Source organism: Frigoribacterium sp. CFBP 8751 (genome assembly GCF_014841545.1).
In the GTDB taxonomy this organism is placed as follows: Bacteria; Actinomycetota; Actinomycetes; order Actinomycetales; family Microbacteriaceae; genus Frigoribacterium.
Map to the genome: position 1 here is coordinate 61,146 of NZ_JACYUB010000004.1, position 16,180 is coordinate 77,325.

Genomic DNA, 16,180 nt, shown 5'->3' on the forward strand with positions numbered 1-16,180 from the left:
TCAGGCGACCTGGTGCACGACGTAGCTCGCGACGAAGCCGAGCACCGTCACCAGTCCCGTCAGCGTCTGCGTCTTGCGGAAGGCCTCGGGGATCATCGTGTCGCAGATCATCGCGAGGATCGCCCCGGCGGCGAACGCCATGACGAACGACTGCCCGCCCTCGGGCACCCCGCCCAGCAGGGCGTACCCGCCGAGGGCGGACAGGGCGCACACGACGGCGATGCCCGACCAGAGGCCGAAGACGTACCGGGCGGACCGGCCCGACGACTTGAGGTCGGCCGTGCTCGACATGCCCTCGGGGAAGTTCGAGATCACCACGGCGACCAGCACGGCGATGCTGAGGGAGCCGCCGCCCGTGAGGCTCACGCCTTGCACCGCCGTCTCGGGGACACCGTCGAGCAGGGCGCCGAGGGCGATGCCCAGGCCGGTGCCCGAGCCGGCCGACCCGCGACGGTGGTGCTTGCGCCGGAACCCGCCGTGCTCGAGCAGCTGGTCCAGGGCGACGTAGACGACGGCGCCCGCGAGGAACCCACCGAGGGTCGGGAGCAGCCCCCCGCTGCTCGTGGCCTCGTCGACGAGGTCGAACGACAGTGCCGAGATCAGGACCCCGGCGCCGAACGCCATGACGAGGGCGACGGCCTCGCGGGGCACCCTGACGAACCACGACACCGCCGCCCCGACGACGAGGGAGAGGCCAGAGAGCAGGCCGGCGAGGGCGGCGAGGAGGAGCGGTGACGGCACGAGGACAGGTCTAGTCCTTCGCCACGCAGGAGGCGCGGTGCCGGTCTCGGGGACCGGCATCGCGCCTCCTGCGGTCGCCGCTCAGTAGTCGATGCGGCCCCGGCGGTCGTGGAACTCGCCGGTCGGGCCGTCGGGGCCGAGCAGGGCGAGGGCGACGGTGGCGTCCGTGCCCTCGGTGACGGTCTGGTGGCCGCCGTGACCGTTGAAGTCGGTGGCGGTGTAGCCGGGGTCGCTGACGTTCACGCGGAAGGTGGGCAGGTTCTTGGCGTACTGCACGGTCAGGGCGATCACGGCCGCCTTCGAGGACGCGTAGGGCACCGCGGCGACGGGGTACTCGTCGTGGCCCTCGGTGCTCAGCCAGCGTGGCCAGCCGACGCCCGAGGCGACGTTGACGATCACGGGACGGTCGGAGCGGCGCAGCAGCGGCATCGCGGCCTGGGTGACGCGGACGAGCCCGACGACGTTGACGTCGAGCACCTCCTGCATCGTCTCTGGGGTGAGGTCGTCGACGCCGAACGACGACCCGAGGACGCCCGCGTTGTTGACGAGCACGTCGAGCTCGGGCAGGGAGGCGAGCGCCGCGTCGACGCTCGCCTGGTCGGTGACGTCGAGCTGCACGGCGTGGGCGCCGAGGGCCCGGACGGCGTCGCCCGAGCCGAGGTCGCGCATGCCGGCGTACACGGTGTGGCCCGCTTCGAGCAGGCGGCGGGCGGTCTCGAGTCCGAGGCTCTTGTTGGCCCCGGTGATGAGTGTGGTGGTCATGGGTCCATGCTGCGCCCGGCCCCGCCCGGGCACCCAGGCCCCGCACGACGGGAGGACTGGCGGTACCACCCTCGGGCGCCCGGGGCGGGGGAGGATGGGCGCATGAGCGAGTTCGCCGACGTGTTGCGGTCGTGGCGTGACCGGGTCAGCCCCGCCGACGTGGGGCTGCCGGCGGGGGTGGGGCGCCGGACGACGGGCCTGCGCCGCGAAGAGCTGGCGGCGCTCGCCGGGGTGAGCGTCGACTACGTCGTCCGCCTCGAGCAGGGTCGGGCGACCAATCCGTCACCGCAGATGCTCCGTGCCCTGGCGGTGGCCCTGCGCCTGAGCGACGACGAACGCGACCACCTCTACCGCTCGGCCGGCGCCGCGCCTCCGTCGGCCGAGGTCGTCCCGCGCCACGTGGGGCCCGGCGTGCAACGCATCGTCGACCGGCTCGGCGACGTGCCGCTGGCCGTCTTCTCGGCGACCCACGACATCCTGCTCTGGAACCCCCTCTGGGCGGCGGTCAACGGCGACCCGTCGCGTCTCGTCGGGCTCGAGCGCAACCTCGTCTGGCGGCACTTCACGTCCGGCCACGCGGGCACCGAGTTCGACGCGCAGCACGAGGAGGACTTCGCGAGCGACCTCGCCGCCGACCTGCGGGCGGCCGTGGGGCGCTACCCGTCGGACCGCTCGCTCGACCACCTCGTGTCGCGCCTGCTCGACACGTCGCCCGAGTTCGCACGCCGCTGGGCCGAGGCCAAGGTGGCCGAGCACCGGGCCAGTCGCAAGACGGTGACGAACACGCCGGCCGGCCCGATCACGATCGACTGCGACGTGCTGACCGCGCCGGGCGACCTACGGATCGTCGTCTACACGGTCGCACCGGGCTCCGACGACGAGGCGCGACTCGACCTGCTGCGCGTCACCGGGCTGCAGTCGATGGCGGCGACGTCGGCCGTCTGACGCCTCGGCCCGGCCGACCGCGGCGGCCGTGGCGACCGTGGCGCGGTCAGCGCTCGCGGGCTGCGCGCGCCCGCGCCTTGATCGCGGCGATGACCTCGGTCTTGGCGTCGGCGTAGTCGTTCATGTCGTCCCAACGGCGGCCGAGCAGGTCCCGCTTGACGCTCGCGTAGAGCTCGCGGTCGGCGGCATCGGTGCGTAGGTGGTCGCGCAGCAGCAGGTATCCGTCGATCGCGTCGGTGCCCTGTTCGAAGACGTGCACGTGGACGCTGCGTTCGGGCGTCCGCACGAGTCGGTGCCCGGGTTCACGCACCCGCAGCTCGTAACCCGCGGCGAGCAGCGGTTCGAGGTAGTCCTCTTCCGCAGTGATGTCGGGCACCGCGACCACGATGTCGACGATCGGCTTCGCCGCGAGGCCCGGCACCGACGTCGAGCCGATGTGCTCGACGTCGACCGCGATGCCCGACGGCGCGAGGGCCTCGACGATGCGGCGTCGGTGCTCGGCGAACTCGGCCGGCCAGCGCTCGTCGTACTCGTGCAACGAGACGTGGACGGCCTCGGCACCGCCCACGAGCTCGGTGGTCGTGACGTCGGGTCGGCGGGGCGATCGGTCGGCAGGCATCAGGAGATCCTGCCAGACGACGGAACCGGTCGACGCCTTCACGATCACCCCGGCGCCGGTCGCCCGGCTCGCCCCTCAGGACTGATCGAGCGGCAGCCCTGCCGCGACCCAGGCCGTGGTGCCGCCGACCACGTCGACGGCGGTGATCCCTCGAGCTGACAGGGCCTCGGCCGCCCGGGAGCTCCGTGCGCCGCTCTGGCAGATCAGGTAGACAGCGGTCTCGTGTGGCATCTCGTCCAGTCGATCCACCAGTTGCGACGGGTGGAGGTTGACCGCCCCGGGGACGTGGCCCTCGGCGAAGCGGTCGGCGGCTCTCACGTCGACCACGAGTGGTGTCGTGAGGGCGGCCAACCGGTGGACGGTGATCTGCTCCATCTCAGCCCTCGCTCGAATCCGACCAGACCGCTTTCGCGCCCGAGTCGCCGATGCGCACCGTCGTGACGATGCCGCCGATCGCGGCGACGGCGACCGCCACGGTGAGCGCGACCCCGACGATCGTGCGCGTGCCCTTCTTCAGGGTGGGATGCGGTCGCTTCGCGTCCGGGGTCAGCACGTTGTGCTGCCAGGCCCACTGCGCCACGGCGACGACGAACACGGCGATCGCCCAGGGCAACAGCGTGTCACCGAGCTGCGTGTGCGTCTCGAGCAGGGCGCTGTGGCCGACCCGCTCCTCGAGCGATTCGCCCGACGACGTCGCCAGGGGCACCGCGACGAGCGAGACGAGGGCGACGAGCGGAGTGATGATGCCCAGCCGTCGGCGCAGCCGTGCCGAGACGGCACCGGCCAGGATCAGCAGCGAGGCCGTCGGGAAGGCGACCGTGACGAGGTGCACGATCAGCGGGTGGAGGGGGAGTCCGTTCAGTTGCCAGTCCATGGTGTCTCTCTTCGGGGTCGGTGCCGTGCGGTGCGGTGCGGTGAGGTGAGGTGAGGTGCGGGGTCAGGCGTGCCGTCCGGGCGGGGTCTCGCGACGTGCCGCCGCGGTCATCGCCGTCACCACCCCGGCGATCGCCACGAGGAAGACGAGGCTCGTCGCCGTCGGACCCAGCCCGAGTCCTCCGTCGGACCGAGCCTGCGAGAGGAGGTCGCCGAGGGACGCGCCCAACGGCCGGGTGAGTACGTAGGCCGCCCAGAAGGCGACCACCGCGCCGAGGCCGAAGAAGCGGCGGGCCAGGGCGATGAGGGCGATGGCTCCCGCGAAGACGAACGCCGACGACAGGTACCCGAGGGCGAGCTGCTCGCCGAGGAGGTCGCCGACGGCGGTGCCGAGGGCGAACGTCACCAGGATCGTCGCCCAGTAGAAGCCCTCTCGGCGACGGGTCGTGATGTCGTGAACCGTCAGCGTCCGCTCGACCGAGTACCAGACGCCGAACAGCACGGCGAGCGCGGCGGCGAAGACGACGGTCGAGGTCCGAAGGCTCACCCCGAGTGAGTCGGTGAGGGTGTCGGTCAGCAGGGTCCCCACGACGCTGATGAGCACCACCGTGAGCCAATAGACCCAGGGCACGTACCGTCGCGTCCGGAACTGCAACACGAGAGCGACGACGAGCAGCGCCGTCATGACCACGCTGGTGACCGTGAGGCCGAGGCCGAGACCGTCGTTCAGGAAGTCGGCGAACGTCTCGCCCACGGTGGTGCAGAGCACCTTGACCACCCAGAAGGCCGACGTGACCTCGGGGACCTTGTTCAGCAGCGACCCGGGTCGGCTGATCGCCGGCTCGGTGCGTTCGGCTCGTGTCGTCATGCGGACGACCCTGGCGAAGCCGGTCCCAGAAAGCGCCCAGACACCGGATCGAGGAGGCGCGGGTCGGCTCGATCCCGCCGCTGGGCGGTTTCTGGGAGAGGCGCGACGAGCCTCGGTACATGACCGAACTCGACCGACGACCCCCGGTGACGTCCCCGGGTGGACGACCCGCGCCTCCTGCGTCTCGTCCCGCTCGTCGGCCGATCCGCCGCGACGTCGGGATCGCGGCTGCGGGTGGGATCGGCATCGTCGCGGTCGTCGCGGCGGGACTCGTGATCACGTCGGGTGCCGGGGGAGTCGCGGCAGCCGACATCGCCGTCGTCGAGGACGTCAGTGGGATGCACACGCCCCTGCTCGACGGGGCGGCGCTGCTGATCGACCGGCTGCTCGGGCCGCAGCTCGGGGTGGCGCTCGTCCTGCTGTTCGCCGTCGCCGTGGGGGTGACGACCCGGCGGGCAGCGGAGGCGCTGACCGTCGTCGGCGTCTCGGTGCTGCCGTGGGCTGCGGCCGAGACTGTCAAGCTGGTCGTCGGACGCGACCGACCCGACCCGCGCCTCCTCGTCGACCCCCTGCTGGTCGAACCGCACTCGTTCTCGTTCCCCAGCGGCCACACCGCGCTGGCGACCGGCCTCGCCCTGGCGATCGTGCTCGTCGTGAGAGGACGGAACGGACGGCGGGGGTGGCAACCGGTCGCCGTCGTGGCCGCGCTCGGCGTCGTCCTGGTGGCGGCCTCCCGCGTCTGGATCGGCGTGCACTACCCCACCGACACGATCGCGTCGGTGGTGCTCGGCTGCTCGGTCGTCGCCCTCGCCCTGCCCCTCTGGCGACGGATCGTCGATCGACTCGACCGACTCGACCGACTCGACCGACCTGCCACCACACCACCCGGTGCCCTGACGGCACCCGACACCGAACGGAACGCCCCATGACCCTCTTCGACCCGCAGACGCTGCTCACCGCACTCGGCCCCTGGGCTCTGGGTGGGCTGTCCCTCGTGGTGTTCGTCGAGTCCGGCCTGCTCTTCCCCTTCCTGCCCGGTGACTCGCTGCTGGTCACGGCGGGGCTGCTGCACCAGGGCCTCGGCCTGAGCGTCGCGGTGATCGCCCTCTGTGCCTTCGTGGCCGCCGCCGCGGGGGACCAGGTCGGGTTCTTCCTCGGTCACCGCTTCGGCCGACGGTGGTTCCGGCCCGACGCCCGGGTGCTGAAGACGGCGCACCTCGAGCGGGCCGAGGCGTTCTTCGCGCGGCACGGCGGCCCCGCCCTCGTGCTGGGCCGGTTCGTCCCCGTGGTGCGCACCTTCGTCCCGCTCGCCGCGGGGACCAGCGGGTATCCGTACCGCCGCTTCGTCGTGTGGAACCTCGCCGGGGCGTTCCTCTGGGCCGTGGGCGTGACCGTGCTCGGCTCGCTCCTCGGCGGCCTGCCGTTCGTCGCCGACCACATCGACCTGCTCGCGATCGCGCTCGTCGCGGTGTCGGTGCTGCCCCTCGTGCTCGCCGCCGTGCGACGATCGGCAGGGACACGACGGCGGAAGGAGGACTCGGGTGACCGATCCTGATCCGCGCCCGCGCCTCCTGCTGGTCGAGGACGACCCCGCGCTGGGGCCGATCGTCGCCGACGTGCTCGCCGAGGCGTGGCGCGTCGACCTCGTGGCCGACGGCCGTCGGGGGCTCGACGTCGCCCGTACCGGCGTCCACGCCGTGCTGGTCGTCGACCGACGCCTGCCCGGGCTCGACGGCACCGCACTCGTCGCGACCCTGCGTCGCGAGCACGTGACCACCCCGGTGCTGATGCTGACCGCGCTCGGCTCGACGGCCGACCGGGTCGAGGGCCTCGACCTCGGAGCCGACGACTACCTCGTGAAGCCGTTCGAGTTCGACGAGCTGTTCGCGCGGCTGCGCGCCCTCACCCGGTCCTTCGCCGCCCACGAGGCGTGGCTCGACGTCGGTGCCGGCCGGTTCTTCCCCGAGAGCCGCATCGTGGTCACGCCGTGGTCGAGCCGGGTGGTGCTGAGCGACCGCGAGGCCGGCCTGCTGGCCGCGCTCGCCGAGCGGCCCGACCACACCTTCGACCGGTCCGAGCTGTTGGCGGCGGTCTTCCCCCGCGGGGAGCAGCTCGGCACCGTCGACACCTACGTCAGCTACCTCCGGCGCAAGCTCGACCGCGACGTCGTGCTGACCGTGCGCGGGCGCGGCTACCGGATCGGAGCGTTGTGACCGGGCGACCCCGGGGGGCGGGGTGGCCGGGCCGACGTCCCTCCGGCCGGCCGCCGATCGTGCGGGGGCCCGACCCCGACGCGGCGGCGCTCCGCGGGGCGGCGCGGTCGGTCGGCCGCCAGATCGTGCTCGTCTCGGCCGTGGTGGTCGTGGCCGCCCTCGCGCTGACGATCGCGTGGGTGCTGCACCAGACGGTGCCGAGCGAGCGGCTCGAGCAGGTCGCGGCGGCCCGCCGCGGCGAGGTCTTCATCAGCGCCACCGACGTCGTGGCCGGTCTGGTCGTGCTCGGACTCGCCGGCGTGGTCTTCGCCGGGGTCGTGAGCGTCGTCATCGCCCGACGCGCCGTCCGGCCGCTCGGCGACGCCCTGCGCCGGCAACGCCGGTTCGTCGCCGACGCCAGCCACGAGCTTCGCACCCCGCTGGCCGTCCTCGACGCGCGGCTCCAGGCCCTCGAGCGCAAGATCTCCGGAGGCGCGGTGGCGGCCGATGCGCAGGTCGCGTCGGACGTCGCGCACCTCCGCGAGGATTCTCGGGCGCTGATCGACATCGTCGGCGACCTGCTGGAGGCCGCCGGTGGCGAGGACCACGACGGGGGTGCACCCGGGGTCGTCGACGTGGACGCCGTGGTGGCGGAGGTCCTCGGGTCGATGGCCGTGCTGGCCGACGAGCGGGCGGTCCGTCTCGAGCTCGTCGCCGGCGGTGGGGAGGCGCGGGTCGCCGTGCCGCGGACGAGCCTGCGACGGTCGGTCCTCGCCCTGGTCGACAACGCCCTCGGCCACGCCCCCGAGGGATCGGTGGTCGTGACGACCGTCCGCGTCGACGGCCGGGACGCCGCGGCGACCGTGGTGATCGCGGTCGCCGACCGGGGACCCGGCATCACCGGGATCGACCCCGCGCGGGTCTTCGACCGCTTCGCCCGGGCCGACCAGCCGTCGGGCCCGGCCTCTGCGCGCCCGGGCTTCGGCATCGGTCTCGCCCTCGTCCGCGAGATCGCCCGCCGTCACGGCGGTGACGTCCGGGTCGCGGCGACGTCGGACACCGGCACGACGATCGAGGTCACCCTGCCGCTCGCGCGCCCGACGGCGGAGTGAGCCTCACCCCTGGCGGGTGTTCCACCGCGGGTCCTTCTTGTTGATGACGTATACCCGGCCGCGGCGGCGGACGACCTGCGAGCCGGGGATCTTCTTGAGCGCCTTGAGCGAGTTGCGGACCTTCACGGGTGCCTCCTGGTGTCGGTGTGGTGGTGCGGTTGTTAGTGAGAACCATTATCACCTAGCGTGGGGGCATGACCGAACCGACCCGCGCCTCCTCGTCCCCACGCCACCGGGGAGTCGTCCTCGTGACGGGCCAGAGCCCGTCCGAGGTCGATCTCGTGGCCGACCGGCTGGCCGGGTCGACGAGCCGTCGGGTCGACTCGGGCCCGGACGTGCACGACGCCGCCGACGCCGTGCACCGGCTCGCGCTCGACCTCGCGCACGACGGGCAGCCGATCGACGTCGTCGCCACGCTCGCGGCCGGCACGCCGAGCCGCGCCACCGGGCTGCTGATCGGCTCCCTGCTCGACTCGTCCCTGGGTCGCCCCGACGGCCGCTCGCTGCTGCAGCACGTCGTCTCGGTCGTCAGCGCGGTCGACCTGGTCGACCTCGTGCTCGGTGGTGTCGACGACCGCTTCCTCGCCGCCGAGCACGTCGTCGACCTCGTCGAGTACGCGACCGTGATCGTCCTGGTCGACACGGCCGCCGTGCGCCCGCGTGACCTGCGGACGATCCGCCGGCTGCTCGCACGACTGGCACCGGAGAGCCGCGTCGCGAGCGTCGCCGCCGTGCGACGCGAGACACTCGAGAGCCCGGGAGGCGCGGCGCAGCTCGGCGGCGCCGCCGGCTGGATGCAGGCCCTCTCGGAGCACACCCCCGACCTCGACCACGACGGGGTGGTCACGACCTCCGTCTACCGGGACGAGCGCCCGTTCCACCCCGGCCGCCTCGCCCTGGCGGTCGAGCACACCTTCGCCCCGGGCGCCGTCGGCACGCTGCTGCGCTCCCGCGGGTTCACGCAGTTCGCGACGCGCTGCGACCGCGTCGGCTCGTGGTCGAGCGTCGGGCAGATGCTGAGCCTCGACCCCACCTCGAGCCCGTCGTGGCATCCCGACTCGCCCCACGGCCAGCAGATCGCCTTCTTCGGTCTCGACCTCGACGTCGCGACGATCCGTCGTGAGCTCGACGCGTGCCTCCTGACCGACGACGAGCTGCTGGGCGACCCGGCGGGCTGGCGCGACTTCGTCGACCCGTTCCCCGTGTGGAGCGGGCCGGGGGCCGGGCCGGGGCACCGGCACTAGGTTCGACGGGACGGTTCACGGCGAGAGGAGGGGCGGCGATGGAGTTCACGTTCGACGCCGACCTGTGGCGGTGGGAGAGCCGGCGAGCCTTCTACACGTTCGTCAGCCTGCCGCCCGAGGTCGAGGACCACGTCCTGATGGTGGCCGGCGACCTGCTGCGCGGCTGGGGTTCCGTCCGGGTGGAGGCGCGGGTCGGCTCGTCGACGTTCGCCACGTCGGTCTTCCCCCTCGGCGACGAGAACGCCTACGCCCTGCCCGTCAAGCGGGCCGTGCGCGACGCCGAGGGCGTCGGGGTGGGCGACACCGTGAGCGTGAGGTTGCGCCTGCTCGACTTCTGAGCGGTCATGGGGGCCTTGACGGCGCACCCGGGCGGGTCCACTGTGTGGCTCACTACCCGTGGACCGTTCGAAGGAGAACCCCGTGCCCATGATCTTCGTCAACCTGCCCGTGACCGACCTCGACCGGGCGAAGTCGTTCTACACGGCGCTCGGGTTCACCATCAATCCGCTCTTCACCGACGAGAACGCCGCCTGCGTGGTCGTGGAAGAAGACCACAGCGCGTTCATGATCCTCACGCGCGACTTCTTCCAGACCTTCACCGACCTGCCCATCGGTGACCCGACCACCGCTCCCTCGGTCGCCACCGCCGTCATGCTCGACTCGCGGGACGACGTCGACACCACGGTCACGGCCGGCCTCGGCGCCGGAGGGACGGAGGCGCGCCCCGCGTCGGACTACGGCTTCATGTACCAGCGTCAGCTGACCGACCCGGACGGCAACATCCTCGAGTTCGGCTGGATGGACCCGTCGGCGGCCGAACAGGGCCCCGAGGCCTACGCCCAGCAGCAGGGGTCCGACCAGCAGGGTGCCTGACGATCGAGTGGGCAGAAGATGTCCCTCGCGGGACCGGGAAGGACGTTTCCTGCCCACTCGACCACCGCCTCCTCGGGGCGGAGCCGGGCAGCGCGGCGCGGGCCGCGGCGTCGCTAGCGGGCGAGCGTGTCGCGGGGGTACTCGTCGAAGCGCGCGGCGTACGACCCCGCGAACCGGCCGAAGTTGCCGAAGCCCCAACGCCGGGCGACGTCCGAGACGCGGGTCTCGTCCGGCGCCGCCGCGAGCAGTTCGTCGTGGACGCGGTCGAGGCGCACCTGGCGCAGGTACGCCGCCGGTGACGTGCCGAGGTGTTCCTTCATCGACGTCTGCAGGGTGCGGGTGTGCATGCCCGACGCCTCGGCGATGTCGGCCGGGGTGAGCGGTTCGGCGGCGTGGGCGTGGATGTACTCGACCGCGTGCCGGACGCGGGCGGCCTCCTGCGTGCGCAGGCCGACGGGCACGTCGACGGCGCGCCACGGGAAGAGGTCGAGCATGGCCCGGGCGAGGGTGAGCTGGGCCTCGAGTCGCACGAGCGGGGACGTCTGCTGGGCCACGACGGCCGCGGCGCTCGAGCCGACGGCGGCGCGCCAGGCCGCGACCGCCTCGGGGCGAGGGATGACCGCGTAGTCGAAGACGACGCGCTGCGAGGGTCCGCCGTGGCGTTCGGCGGCGGTCCGTTCGAGGAAGTCGCTGCCGACCTGCACCATGCTGTTCGTCCGTGGGGTCGACTCGAACGAGAAGGCCTCCTCGGCCGGCATGAGGAACGGCGTGGAGCCCTCGCTCGTGAAGGTGTGGCCGCGCTGGTGCAGCGTGGTGCGACCGCTGCGGTTCCACGCCACGATGTACTGCCCGGGGAAGGGGATCTCGCCCTGCATCGGGGCGGTGAACGACGACGTCTGCAGCACGAGACGGTGGTCGCCGGCGAGCACGTACGAGTACTCGAAGGGTCGACCGCCCGACTGGGCCCGGAAACGTCGACCCCGGTAGTGCGTCTCGAGTCGGCGGGTCGCCTCGCGCAGATCGGTGCCGCCGTCCTGCACGCGCCGGTAGGTCGACGCGGCGCCGTCGTCGCCGCCGCCCGTGAGGTCGACGGGGTGCGAGGTGACGCCGCCCGTCGGGTCCGGTTCTCCGTCGGGCTCGCTGACGTAGAAGCTCGGCATGGTGGTCCTCTCGATCCGTCGTCCTGCTGCACCGCCGCGGTGAAGGGCGGCACACGATGGAGACGATCCCCGAGGGCGAAACGTCACGAAATCGTCGGATTCTTCTGATCTTCGGTGCGGCGGGACGCCCCGACGGGGCTCGAGGTGCCCCCAGAGGACGGGCCAGCGACCGGCGGGGCGGGACGGGGTGGCCGGGTCGGCCGAGCGCGCCGGGCCGGCCGGACGAGCCGTGCGCAGCCCTCGACGACGAAGGAGGCGCGGTGCCGTCGCACCGCGCCTCCTCGTCCCCCGGGGTGGTCGCGTCAGTCGGCCGTGGCCACCGCGACCTCGTTCGGCGTGACGTCGAGTCCGCGCGACGACAGCACCTCGCCCGTGGTCAGGTCGACCGCGTGCACGCTGTTCGTCGCCGGCTCGGTGACGTAGCCGACGTCACCCGCGACGACGATCGCGGGGTGGGCGTCCTGCCACTCGGCCGGGCCCTCCCAGGGGGCGACGACGGGCCACGAGTCGGTGAGCTCACCGGTCGCGGGGTCGAGCACGTGCACCGCGCCGTCGGTGCCGATCAGGTACGCGAGGTCGCCCGGGCCACGGGCCACGCCCCGGAAGGTGTACTCGACGCCCTCGGGCAGGTCGACCACGTCGAGGGTGTCGGCGGCGGTGTCGATCAGGGTGACGGCGTGCAGGAGGTAGCCCTCGGCGTCGGGGTCGTCCTTGTGGTCGCCGACGACGATCGGGCTGGTCTCGCTGACCCACGCGTTGCCCATGCGGCCGTAGGGCTGCGAGGGCGAGGCGAGCTTGGTGATCGTGCCGTCGTGGTAGACCAGTGCGCCGTCCTCGCAGCCGAACACGACGGCCTCGTCGGCCGCGGTGCCCTCGCCGTGGACGCCCGGGCACTCGTCGCTCTGCGCGACCACGGCACCGTCGGCGTCGCGCACCTCGATGCCCGTGCGGCCGTCGGAGTCGCCGACCGTCGTGAGGAAGGTGCCGTCCTCGAGCACGACCGAGACGCCGTGGTGCGCCTGGACGCCCTCGACGGTCTCGACCGCGGGCAGCTCGCCGTCGGTGACGGCGCCGGTCAGGTCGGCGGACTCGAAGACGGTGGTGTCGCTCGTGCCGTCGGCATAGAGGATCGTCTTGCCGCCGTGTCGGACGACGTGGCCCGCGGTGTCGGCGTCGAAGACGAGGTCGGTCAGGGCGGGCTCGGACGAGCTGCCGGCCGCGGTGTCGAGCACCTGGAACCCCTCGCTCGTCGTCACCATGACGTGTCGGCCGTCGCCGGCCGGGTTCAGGCGGGTGAACTCCTCGGAGTCGAACTCGCCGACGGTCTCGAGGGTCTCGCCGTCGAGCACGGTGACGCGGCCCTCGGACGAGACGGCGAGGCGGGGGCCGGACGAGGAGGCGCCGGTCGCGTCGGTGCCGCCGGTGCCGTCGGACGCGGTGCCGGGTCCGCCGGTCGAGCAGGCGACGAGGGTCGCGGCGACGCCGAGGGCGAGCAGTGAGCCGCCGGTCCGTCGCAGGTGGGTGGTGCGCATGGGTGTTCCTCTTTCCGGTGGTCGGGCGCTCAGGGGGAGAGCCCGGTGGCGATGCGCTCGGTGTCGACGCGCATCATGGTCAGGTAGTCGGGGGCGTCGCCGTCGGCCGCGGTGAGCGACTCGGTGAACAGCTCGACGACGTCGACGTGGACGTCCGCCTCGCTCGCGAGGGCCTGCACGAGCCGGTCGGGCGACGACGACTCGGCGAACACGGTCGGGACGCCCGTCGTCTCGACGGCGTCGACCAGGTCGGCGAGGTCGGAGGCCGACGGTGCCGCGAGCGTCGTCCCGCCGGGGATCACGGCCCCGACGACGTCGAAGTCGAACCGGTCGGCGAGATAGCCGAAGACGTGGTGGTTCGTCACGAGTGCGCGACGTTCGGCGGGGATCGCGGCGAAGGCGTCGACCATGTCGGCGTCGAGCCGCTCGAGCTCGGCCCGGTAGTCGGTGGTGCGCTCGGTGAGCGCCGCGGCGTCGACGCCGTCGACCTCCGCGAGCACCGGCCCGAGGGCGTCGACGACGTCGAGCATGCGTCCGGGGTCGGTCCAGAAGTGCGGGTCGGGGGTGCCTGCGGCGTCGCCCTCACGGTAGTCGAGCACGTCGATCGCGTCGGCTGCGACGAACGAGGGCACGCCGGCGTCGACCGCGGCGTCGAGGTGCTGCTGCAGCCCCTCCTCGAGGCCGAGGCCGTTCGAGACGACGAGGTCGGCCGCCCGCATCCGCGCCGCCTGCTGGGCCGAGATCTCGAACGAGTGCGGGTCGGCGTCCGGCTTCATCAGGGTGACGACCTCGGCCTGGTCGCCGACGAGTTCGTCGACGACGTCGCCGAGGATGTTCGTCGACACGAAGACGACCGGGCGGTCGTCGCCGGCGGGTGCGCAGCCGGTCAGGGCCACCGCGGCCGCGACGGTCAGGGCGGCGACGCGGGCGGCGGTGCCGCGGGTGACGCGAGCGAGCCCGACACGGCGGCGGGCCGTCGACGGCGCTCTCATCGACCCGTCTCCGCGACGAAGGCCGGCTCGGTGGTCGTCTCGAAGCTGCGGGCGATCCGGGCGCCGTCGGCCGGGTCGATCTCGAACAGCCGCCCTTCGGCGGGGGCCGAGAGGTACGCGCGCTGCTGGTCGGCGATCAGCGTCGGCGTGCGGCCCGCGGCGAGCGAGTCCGCGACGAGCGGCGCCGTCTCGGCGACGACCTGGCCGGTGGTGCCGTCGAGGACGAGCACCCGGCCGTCCTGCGCGAGGGCCAGGAGGCGCTGGTCGGCGTCGTCCACGGCGGTCACCGTGACCAGCGGGGTCGGTGCCGGCAGCAGGGTCCAGGCCCGGGCCCGGGTGTCGAGCAGCCAGACGCCCTCGGAGCCGGCGAGCCCGGCCACGGTGGGTCGCCCCTCCCGGTTGTCGAAGGCGGTGGCCGGGGCCGCCGTGCCTCCCGACGACAGGGCCGTGCCGGCCGGGTAGGGGATGTGCTCGACGACGAGCTCGTCGTCGTCGACGGTCGCGAGCACGGCCCCGTCCGAGCAGCCGACGACGGCCCCGACGCGCGTGGTGATCGTGCCGGAGGCGTCCGGGCAGGCCTCCCGCAGCCCCGTCTCGTCGCCGTCGGCGGTGCGCCCGACGAGCGTCGTCGTCTCGCCGCGACCCTCGGTCACCAGGGCGTACGAGCCCACGGGGACGACCAGGCCGTCGCCGGGCTCGCCGTCGAGGCGGAACCGCTCGCGCAGCTCGCCCCGCGACAGCGCCTCGGTGTCGAGCAGCACGGCGTCGCCCGAGCCGGCGAAGTGCACGCCGGTCGAGCCCGAGGTCGAGAGGTTGGTGGTCGCCACGGTCGCCGCGCCGTCGCCCTCGACGGTGCCGAGGAGGCGCGGGTCGGCCCGGTAGTAGTGGAAGTGGTCCACGTGGTCCCACGTCCAGACCCCGCTGTCGACGACGTCGAGGCCGCGAGGTGTCTCGGCGAACAGGTACCGCCCGTCGGTCTCCACGGCGGTCGGGGCGTCGACCGAGCCGAGCTCGACGACGCTCTCGTCGAGCAGGTCGAGGTGCGCGACCGTGCCCGACGGGTCGATCGTGGTGAGGCCGAGTCGGGGTTCGGCGAGTTCCTCGGCATTGGCGACGGCGCCGTGGCCCTCGCCGGTGGTGTCGCTCGAGTCGGTCGACGACTCCCCGCCGGCGCCGCCACCGCCCGGGGCGGTGCCGGTCGAACAGGCGGTCAGCCCGAGGGCGAGCGTGCCGAGCAGGCAGGTCGAGAGGAGGGGGGATCGCATGCGGTCCTTCCGGGTGGGTGGGGGCGTGGGCGTGGGCGTGGCTGGCAGGGTGCCGGCGCGGGTGGGGGAGTGCGGCGGATCAGGAGGCGCGGGTCGCGACGGGTGCCCTGCTCGCGGGCGCCGGGACGGCGGCGCCGCCCCGGCGCTCCCGACGTCGGCCCACGGCGGCGTGGCCGACGCCCGACAGTCCGGCGAACGCGATGGCCGTCGCCGCGATCGACGCGCCGGCGGCCGTCGCGGCGTGCCACGAGACGAGCAATCCGATGGCGACGGCGAGCACGCCGATCACCGCGGAGAGGACCATCCGCGTGGGCAGGCGCGACGTCCAGTGGCCCGCGGCGACGGCCGGTGCGAGCAGCAGTCCGACGACGAGCAGCGACCCGACGGCCTGGTACGAGGCCACGACGGCGAGCGTGACCAGGCCCACGAGCACGGCCTGGGCCGAGCGCGGACCGAGCCCCAGCACGGCGGCCAGTCGCGGGTCGAGGGCGAGGGCCAGCAGGGGGCGGTGGAAGGCGGCCGCGAGGCCGACGCCGACGATCGTCGCACCGGCGAGCAGTCCGAGGTCCGCGGAGGTGATCGCCAGGACGTCGCCGAACAGGATCGACGTGGCGTCGGTGGCGAAGCTGCCCGAGTGCGAGATGACGACGACGCCGAGGGCGAGCATCGCGACGAAGAGGAGGCCGATGCTCGTGTCGTACGACAGGCGACCGCGTCGTTGCAGCGCCGCGACGCCGAGGCTCATGACGACGGCGCTGAGCGCCCCGCCGACGAGGACGGGAGCCCCGAGCACGGTCGCGAGGGCGACGCCGGGCAGCATGCCGTGCGCGAGCGCCTCGCCGAGGAAGGCCATGCCGCGCACCACGACCCAGGTGCCGACGACGCCGCAGAGGATCGCGACGAGGCCGCCGCCGACGAGGGCGCGCTGGACGAAGTCGAGCGAGAACGGCTCGAGGACGGCGGTGGAGAGGAAGGGCACGAGACACGACCGTAGCTGAGAAT

General features: G+C 73.4%; 20 protein-coding genes. 8 read left to right on the forward strand and 12 right to left on the reverse strand.

Translation table 11 applies throughout. From position 1 onward, the window contains the following. Together IFT88_RS11505 and IFT88_RS11510 are read right to left on the reverse strand one after the other, a co-directional pair. Positions 1-801, reverse strand: coding sequence for a ZIP family metal transporter (locus tag IFT88_RS11505; protein ID WP_249408996.1), 801 nt, complete (start codon positions 799-801; stop codon positions 1-3). Positions 802-822: 21 nt separating this feature from the next. Then, positions 823-1,503: an SDR family NAD(P)-dependent oxidoreductase gene (locus IFT88_RS11510; protein WP_056224964.1), complete on the reverse strand. Its 681-nt coding sequence runs from the start codon at positions 1,501-1,503 to the stop codon at positions 823-825. A gap of 102 nt (positions 1,504-1,605) precedes the next feature. Here IFT88_RS11510 and IFT88_RS11515 point away from each other — a divergent pair, with 102 nt between their 5' ends. Further along, on the forward strand, positions 1,606-2,448 hold the full coding sequence (locus tag IFT88_RS11515) for a helix-turn-helix transcriptional regulator (RefSeq protein ID WP_192120700.1): 843 nt from the start codon (positions 1,606-1,608) through the stop codon (positions 2,446-2,448). 46 nt (positions 2,449-2,494) lie between these two features. Here IFT88_RS11515 and IFT88_RS11520 read toward each other — a convergent pair whose 3' ends face one another. The 4 genes from IFT88_RS11520 to IFT88_RS11535 form a co-directional block, all read right to left on the reverse strand. Then, positions 2,495-3,067: a GrpB family protein gene (locus tag IFT88_RS11520; RefSeq protein WP_192120702.1), complete on the reverse strand. Its 573-nt coding sequence runs from the start codon at positions 3,065-3,067 to the stop codon at positions 2,495-2,497. A gap of 75 nt (positions 3,068-3,142) precedes the next feature. Then, positions 3,143-3,442 carry a rhodanese-like domain-containing protein gene (locus IFT88_RS11525; protein WP_192120704.1) on the reverse strand — a complete coding sequence of 100 codons (300 nt, stop codon included), beginning with the start codon at positions 3,440-3,442 and terminating at the stop codon, positions 3,143-3,145. A 1-nt stretch (position 3,443) separates the two neighbouring features. Then, on the reverse strand, positions 3,444-3,941 hold the full coding sequence (locus IFT88_RS11530) for a DUF2231 domain-containing protein (protein ID WP_137848018.1): 498 nt from the start codon (positions 3,939-3,941) through the stop codon (positions 3,444-3,446). Between the two features lie 63 nt (positions 3,942-4,004). After that, a complete protein-coding gene (locus IFT88_RS11535) occupies positions 4,005-4,808 on the reverse strand; it encodes a COG4705 family protein (RefSeq protein WP_137848017.1) in 804 nt (267 codons plus the stop codon). A 119-nt stretch (positions 4,809-4,927) separates the two neighbouring features. Here IFT88_RS11535 and IFT88_RS11540 point away from each other — a divergent pair, with 119 nt between their 5' ends. The 4 genes from IFT88_RS11540 to IFT88_RS11555 are packed head-to-tail and all read left to right on the forward strand — an operon-like array spanning position 4,928 to position 8,112. Beyond that, complete coding sequence (locus IFT88_RS11540) at positions 4,928-5,737, forward strand: phosphatase PAP2 family protein (RefSeq protein WP_192120706.1); 810 nt, start codon at positions 4,928-4,930, stop codon at positions 5,735-5,737. Then, positions 5,734-6,363: a DedA family protein gene (locus tag IFT88_RS11545; protein ID WP_137848015.1), complete on the forward strand. Its 630-nt coding sequence runs from the start codon at positions 5,734-5,736 to the stop codon at positions 6,361-6,363. The genes IFT88_RS11540 and IFT88_RS11545 overlap by 4 nt, the downstream gene beginning before the upstream one ends. Then, positions 6,350-7,021 carry a response regulator gene (locus tag IFT88_RS11550; protein WP_192120707.1) on the forward strand — a complete coding sequence of 224 codons (672 nt, stop codon included), beginning with the start codon at positions 6,350-6,352 and terminating at the stop codon, positions 7,019-7,021. Before IFT88_RS11545 ends, IFT88_RS11550 begins: the two co-directional genes overlap by 14 nt. 59 nt (positions 7,022-7,080) lie before the next feature. Beyond that, entirely contained in the window at positions 7,081-8,112 is a 1,032-nt protein-coding gene (locus IFT88_RS11555; protein WP_171007341.1) for an ATP-binding protein, read from the forward strand. A 3-nt stretch (positions 8,113-8,115) separates the two neighbouring features. On the opposite strand, the gene ykgO is transcribed toward IFT88_RS11555, so the two are convergent. Then, positions 8,116-8,238, reverse strand: coding sequence for a type B 50S ribosomal protein L36 (ykgO, locus tag IFT88_RS11560; protein ID WP_056224971.1), 123 nt, complete (start codon positions 8,236-8,238; stop codon positions 8,116-8,118). 68 nt (positions 8,239-8,306) lie between these two features. Between ykgO and IFT88_RS11565 the strand changes: the two genes are divergently transcribed. From IFT88_RS11565 to IFT88_RS11575, 3 genes are all read left to right on the forward strand, one after another. Further along, on the forward strand, positions 8,307-9,356 hold the full coding sequence (locus IFT88_RS11565; protein ID WP_192120709.1) for a GTP-binding protein: 1,050 nt from the start codon (positions 8,307-8,309) through the stop codon (positions 9,354-9,356). A gap of 38 nt (positions 9,357-9,394) precedes the next feature. Further along, the gene (locus tag IFT88_RS11570) at positions 9,395-9,694 is read left to right on the forward strand and encodes a DUF1905 domain-containing protein (RefSeq protein WP_056224975.1); all 300 of its coding nucleotides are present in this window, start codon (positions 9,395-9,397) and stop codon (positions 9,692-9,694) included. An 82-nt stretch (positions 9,695-9,776) separates the two neighbouring features. Next, on the forward strand, positions 9,777-10,229 hold the full coding sequence (locus IFT88_RS11575) for a VOC family protein (protein ID WP_192120711.1): 453 nt from the start codon (positions 9,777-9,779) through the stop codon (positions 10,227-10,229). Between the two features lie 113 nt (positions 10,230-10,342). On the opposite strand, the gene IFT88_RS11580 is transcribed toward IFT88_RS11575, so the two are convergent. The 5 genes from IFT88_RS11580 to aztB all read right to left on the reverse strand — a co-directional run bounded on the left by IFT88_RS11580 (position 10,343) and on the right by aztB (position 16,157). Next, entirely contained in the window at positions 10,343-11,389 is a 1,047-nt protein-coding gene (locus tag IFT88_RS11580; RefSeq protein ID WP_192120713.1) for a helix-turn-helix transcriptional regulator, read from the reverse strand. 302 nt (positions 11,390-11,691) lie between these two features. After that, positions 11,692-12,921, reverse strand: coding sequence for a zinc metallochaperone AztD (aztD, locus tag IFT88_RS11585; protein WP_192120715.1), 1,230 nt, complete (start codon positions 12,919-12,921; stop codon positions 11,692-11,694). Between the two features lie 29 nt (positions 12,922-12,950). Then, the gene (gene aztC / locus IFT88_RS11590; RefSeq protein ID WP_192120717.1) at positions 12,951-13,913 is read right to left on the reverse strand and encodes a zinc ABC transporter substrate-binding protein AztC; all 963 of its coding nucleotides are present in this window, start codon (positions 13,911-13,913) and stop codon (positions 12,951-12,953) included. Next, positions 13,910-15,178, reverse strand: a complete 1,269-nt coding sequence (locus IFT88_RS11595) for an ABC transporter (RefSeq protein WP_192120719.1) — start codon at positions 15,176-15,178, stop codon at positions 13,910-13,912. Before IFT88_RS11595 ends, aztC begins: the two co-directional genes overlap by 4 nt. A 79-nt stretch (positions 15,179-15,257) precedes the next feature. Continuing rightward, positions 15,258-16,157, reverse strand: a complete 900-nt coding sequence (gene aztB, locus IFT88_RS11600; RefSeq protein ID WP_192120721.1) for a zinc ABC transporter permease AztB — start codon at positions 16,155-16,157, stop codon at positions 15,258-15,260. Positions 16,158-16,180 lie beyond the last annotated feature (23 nt).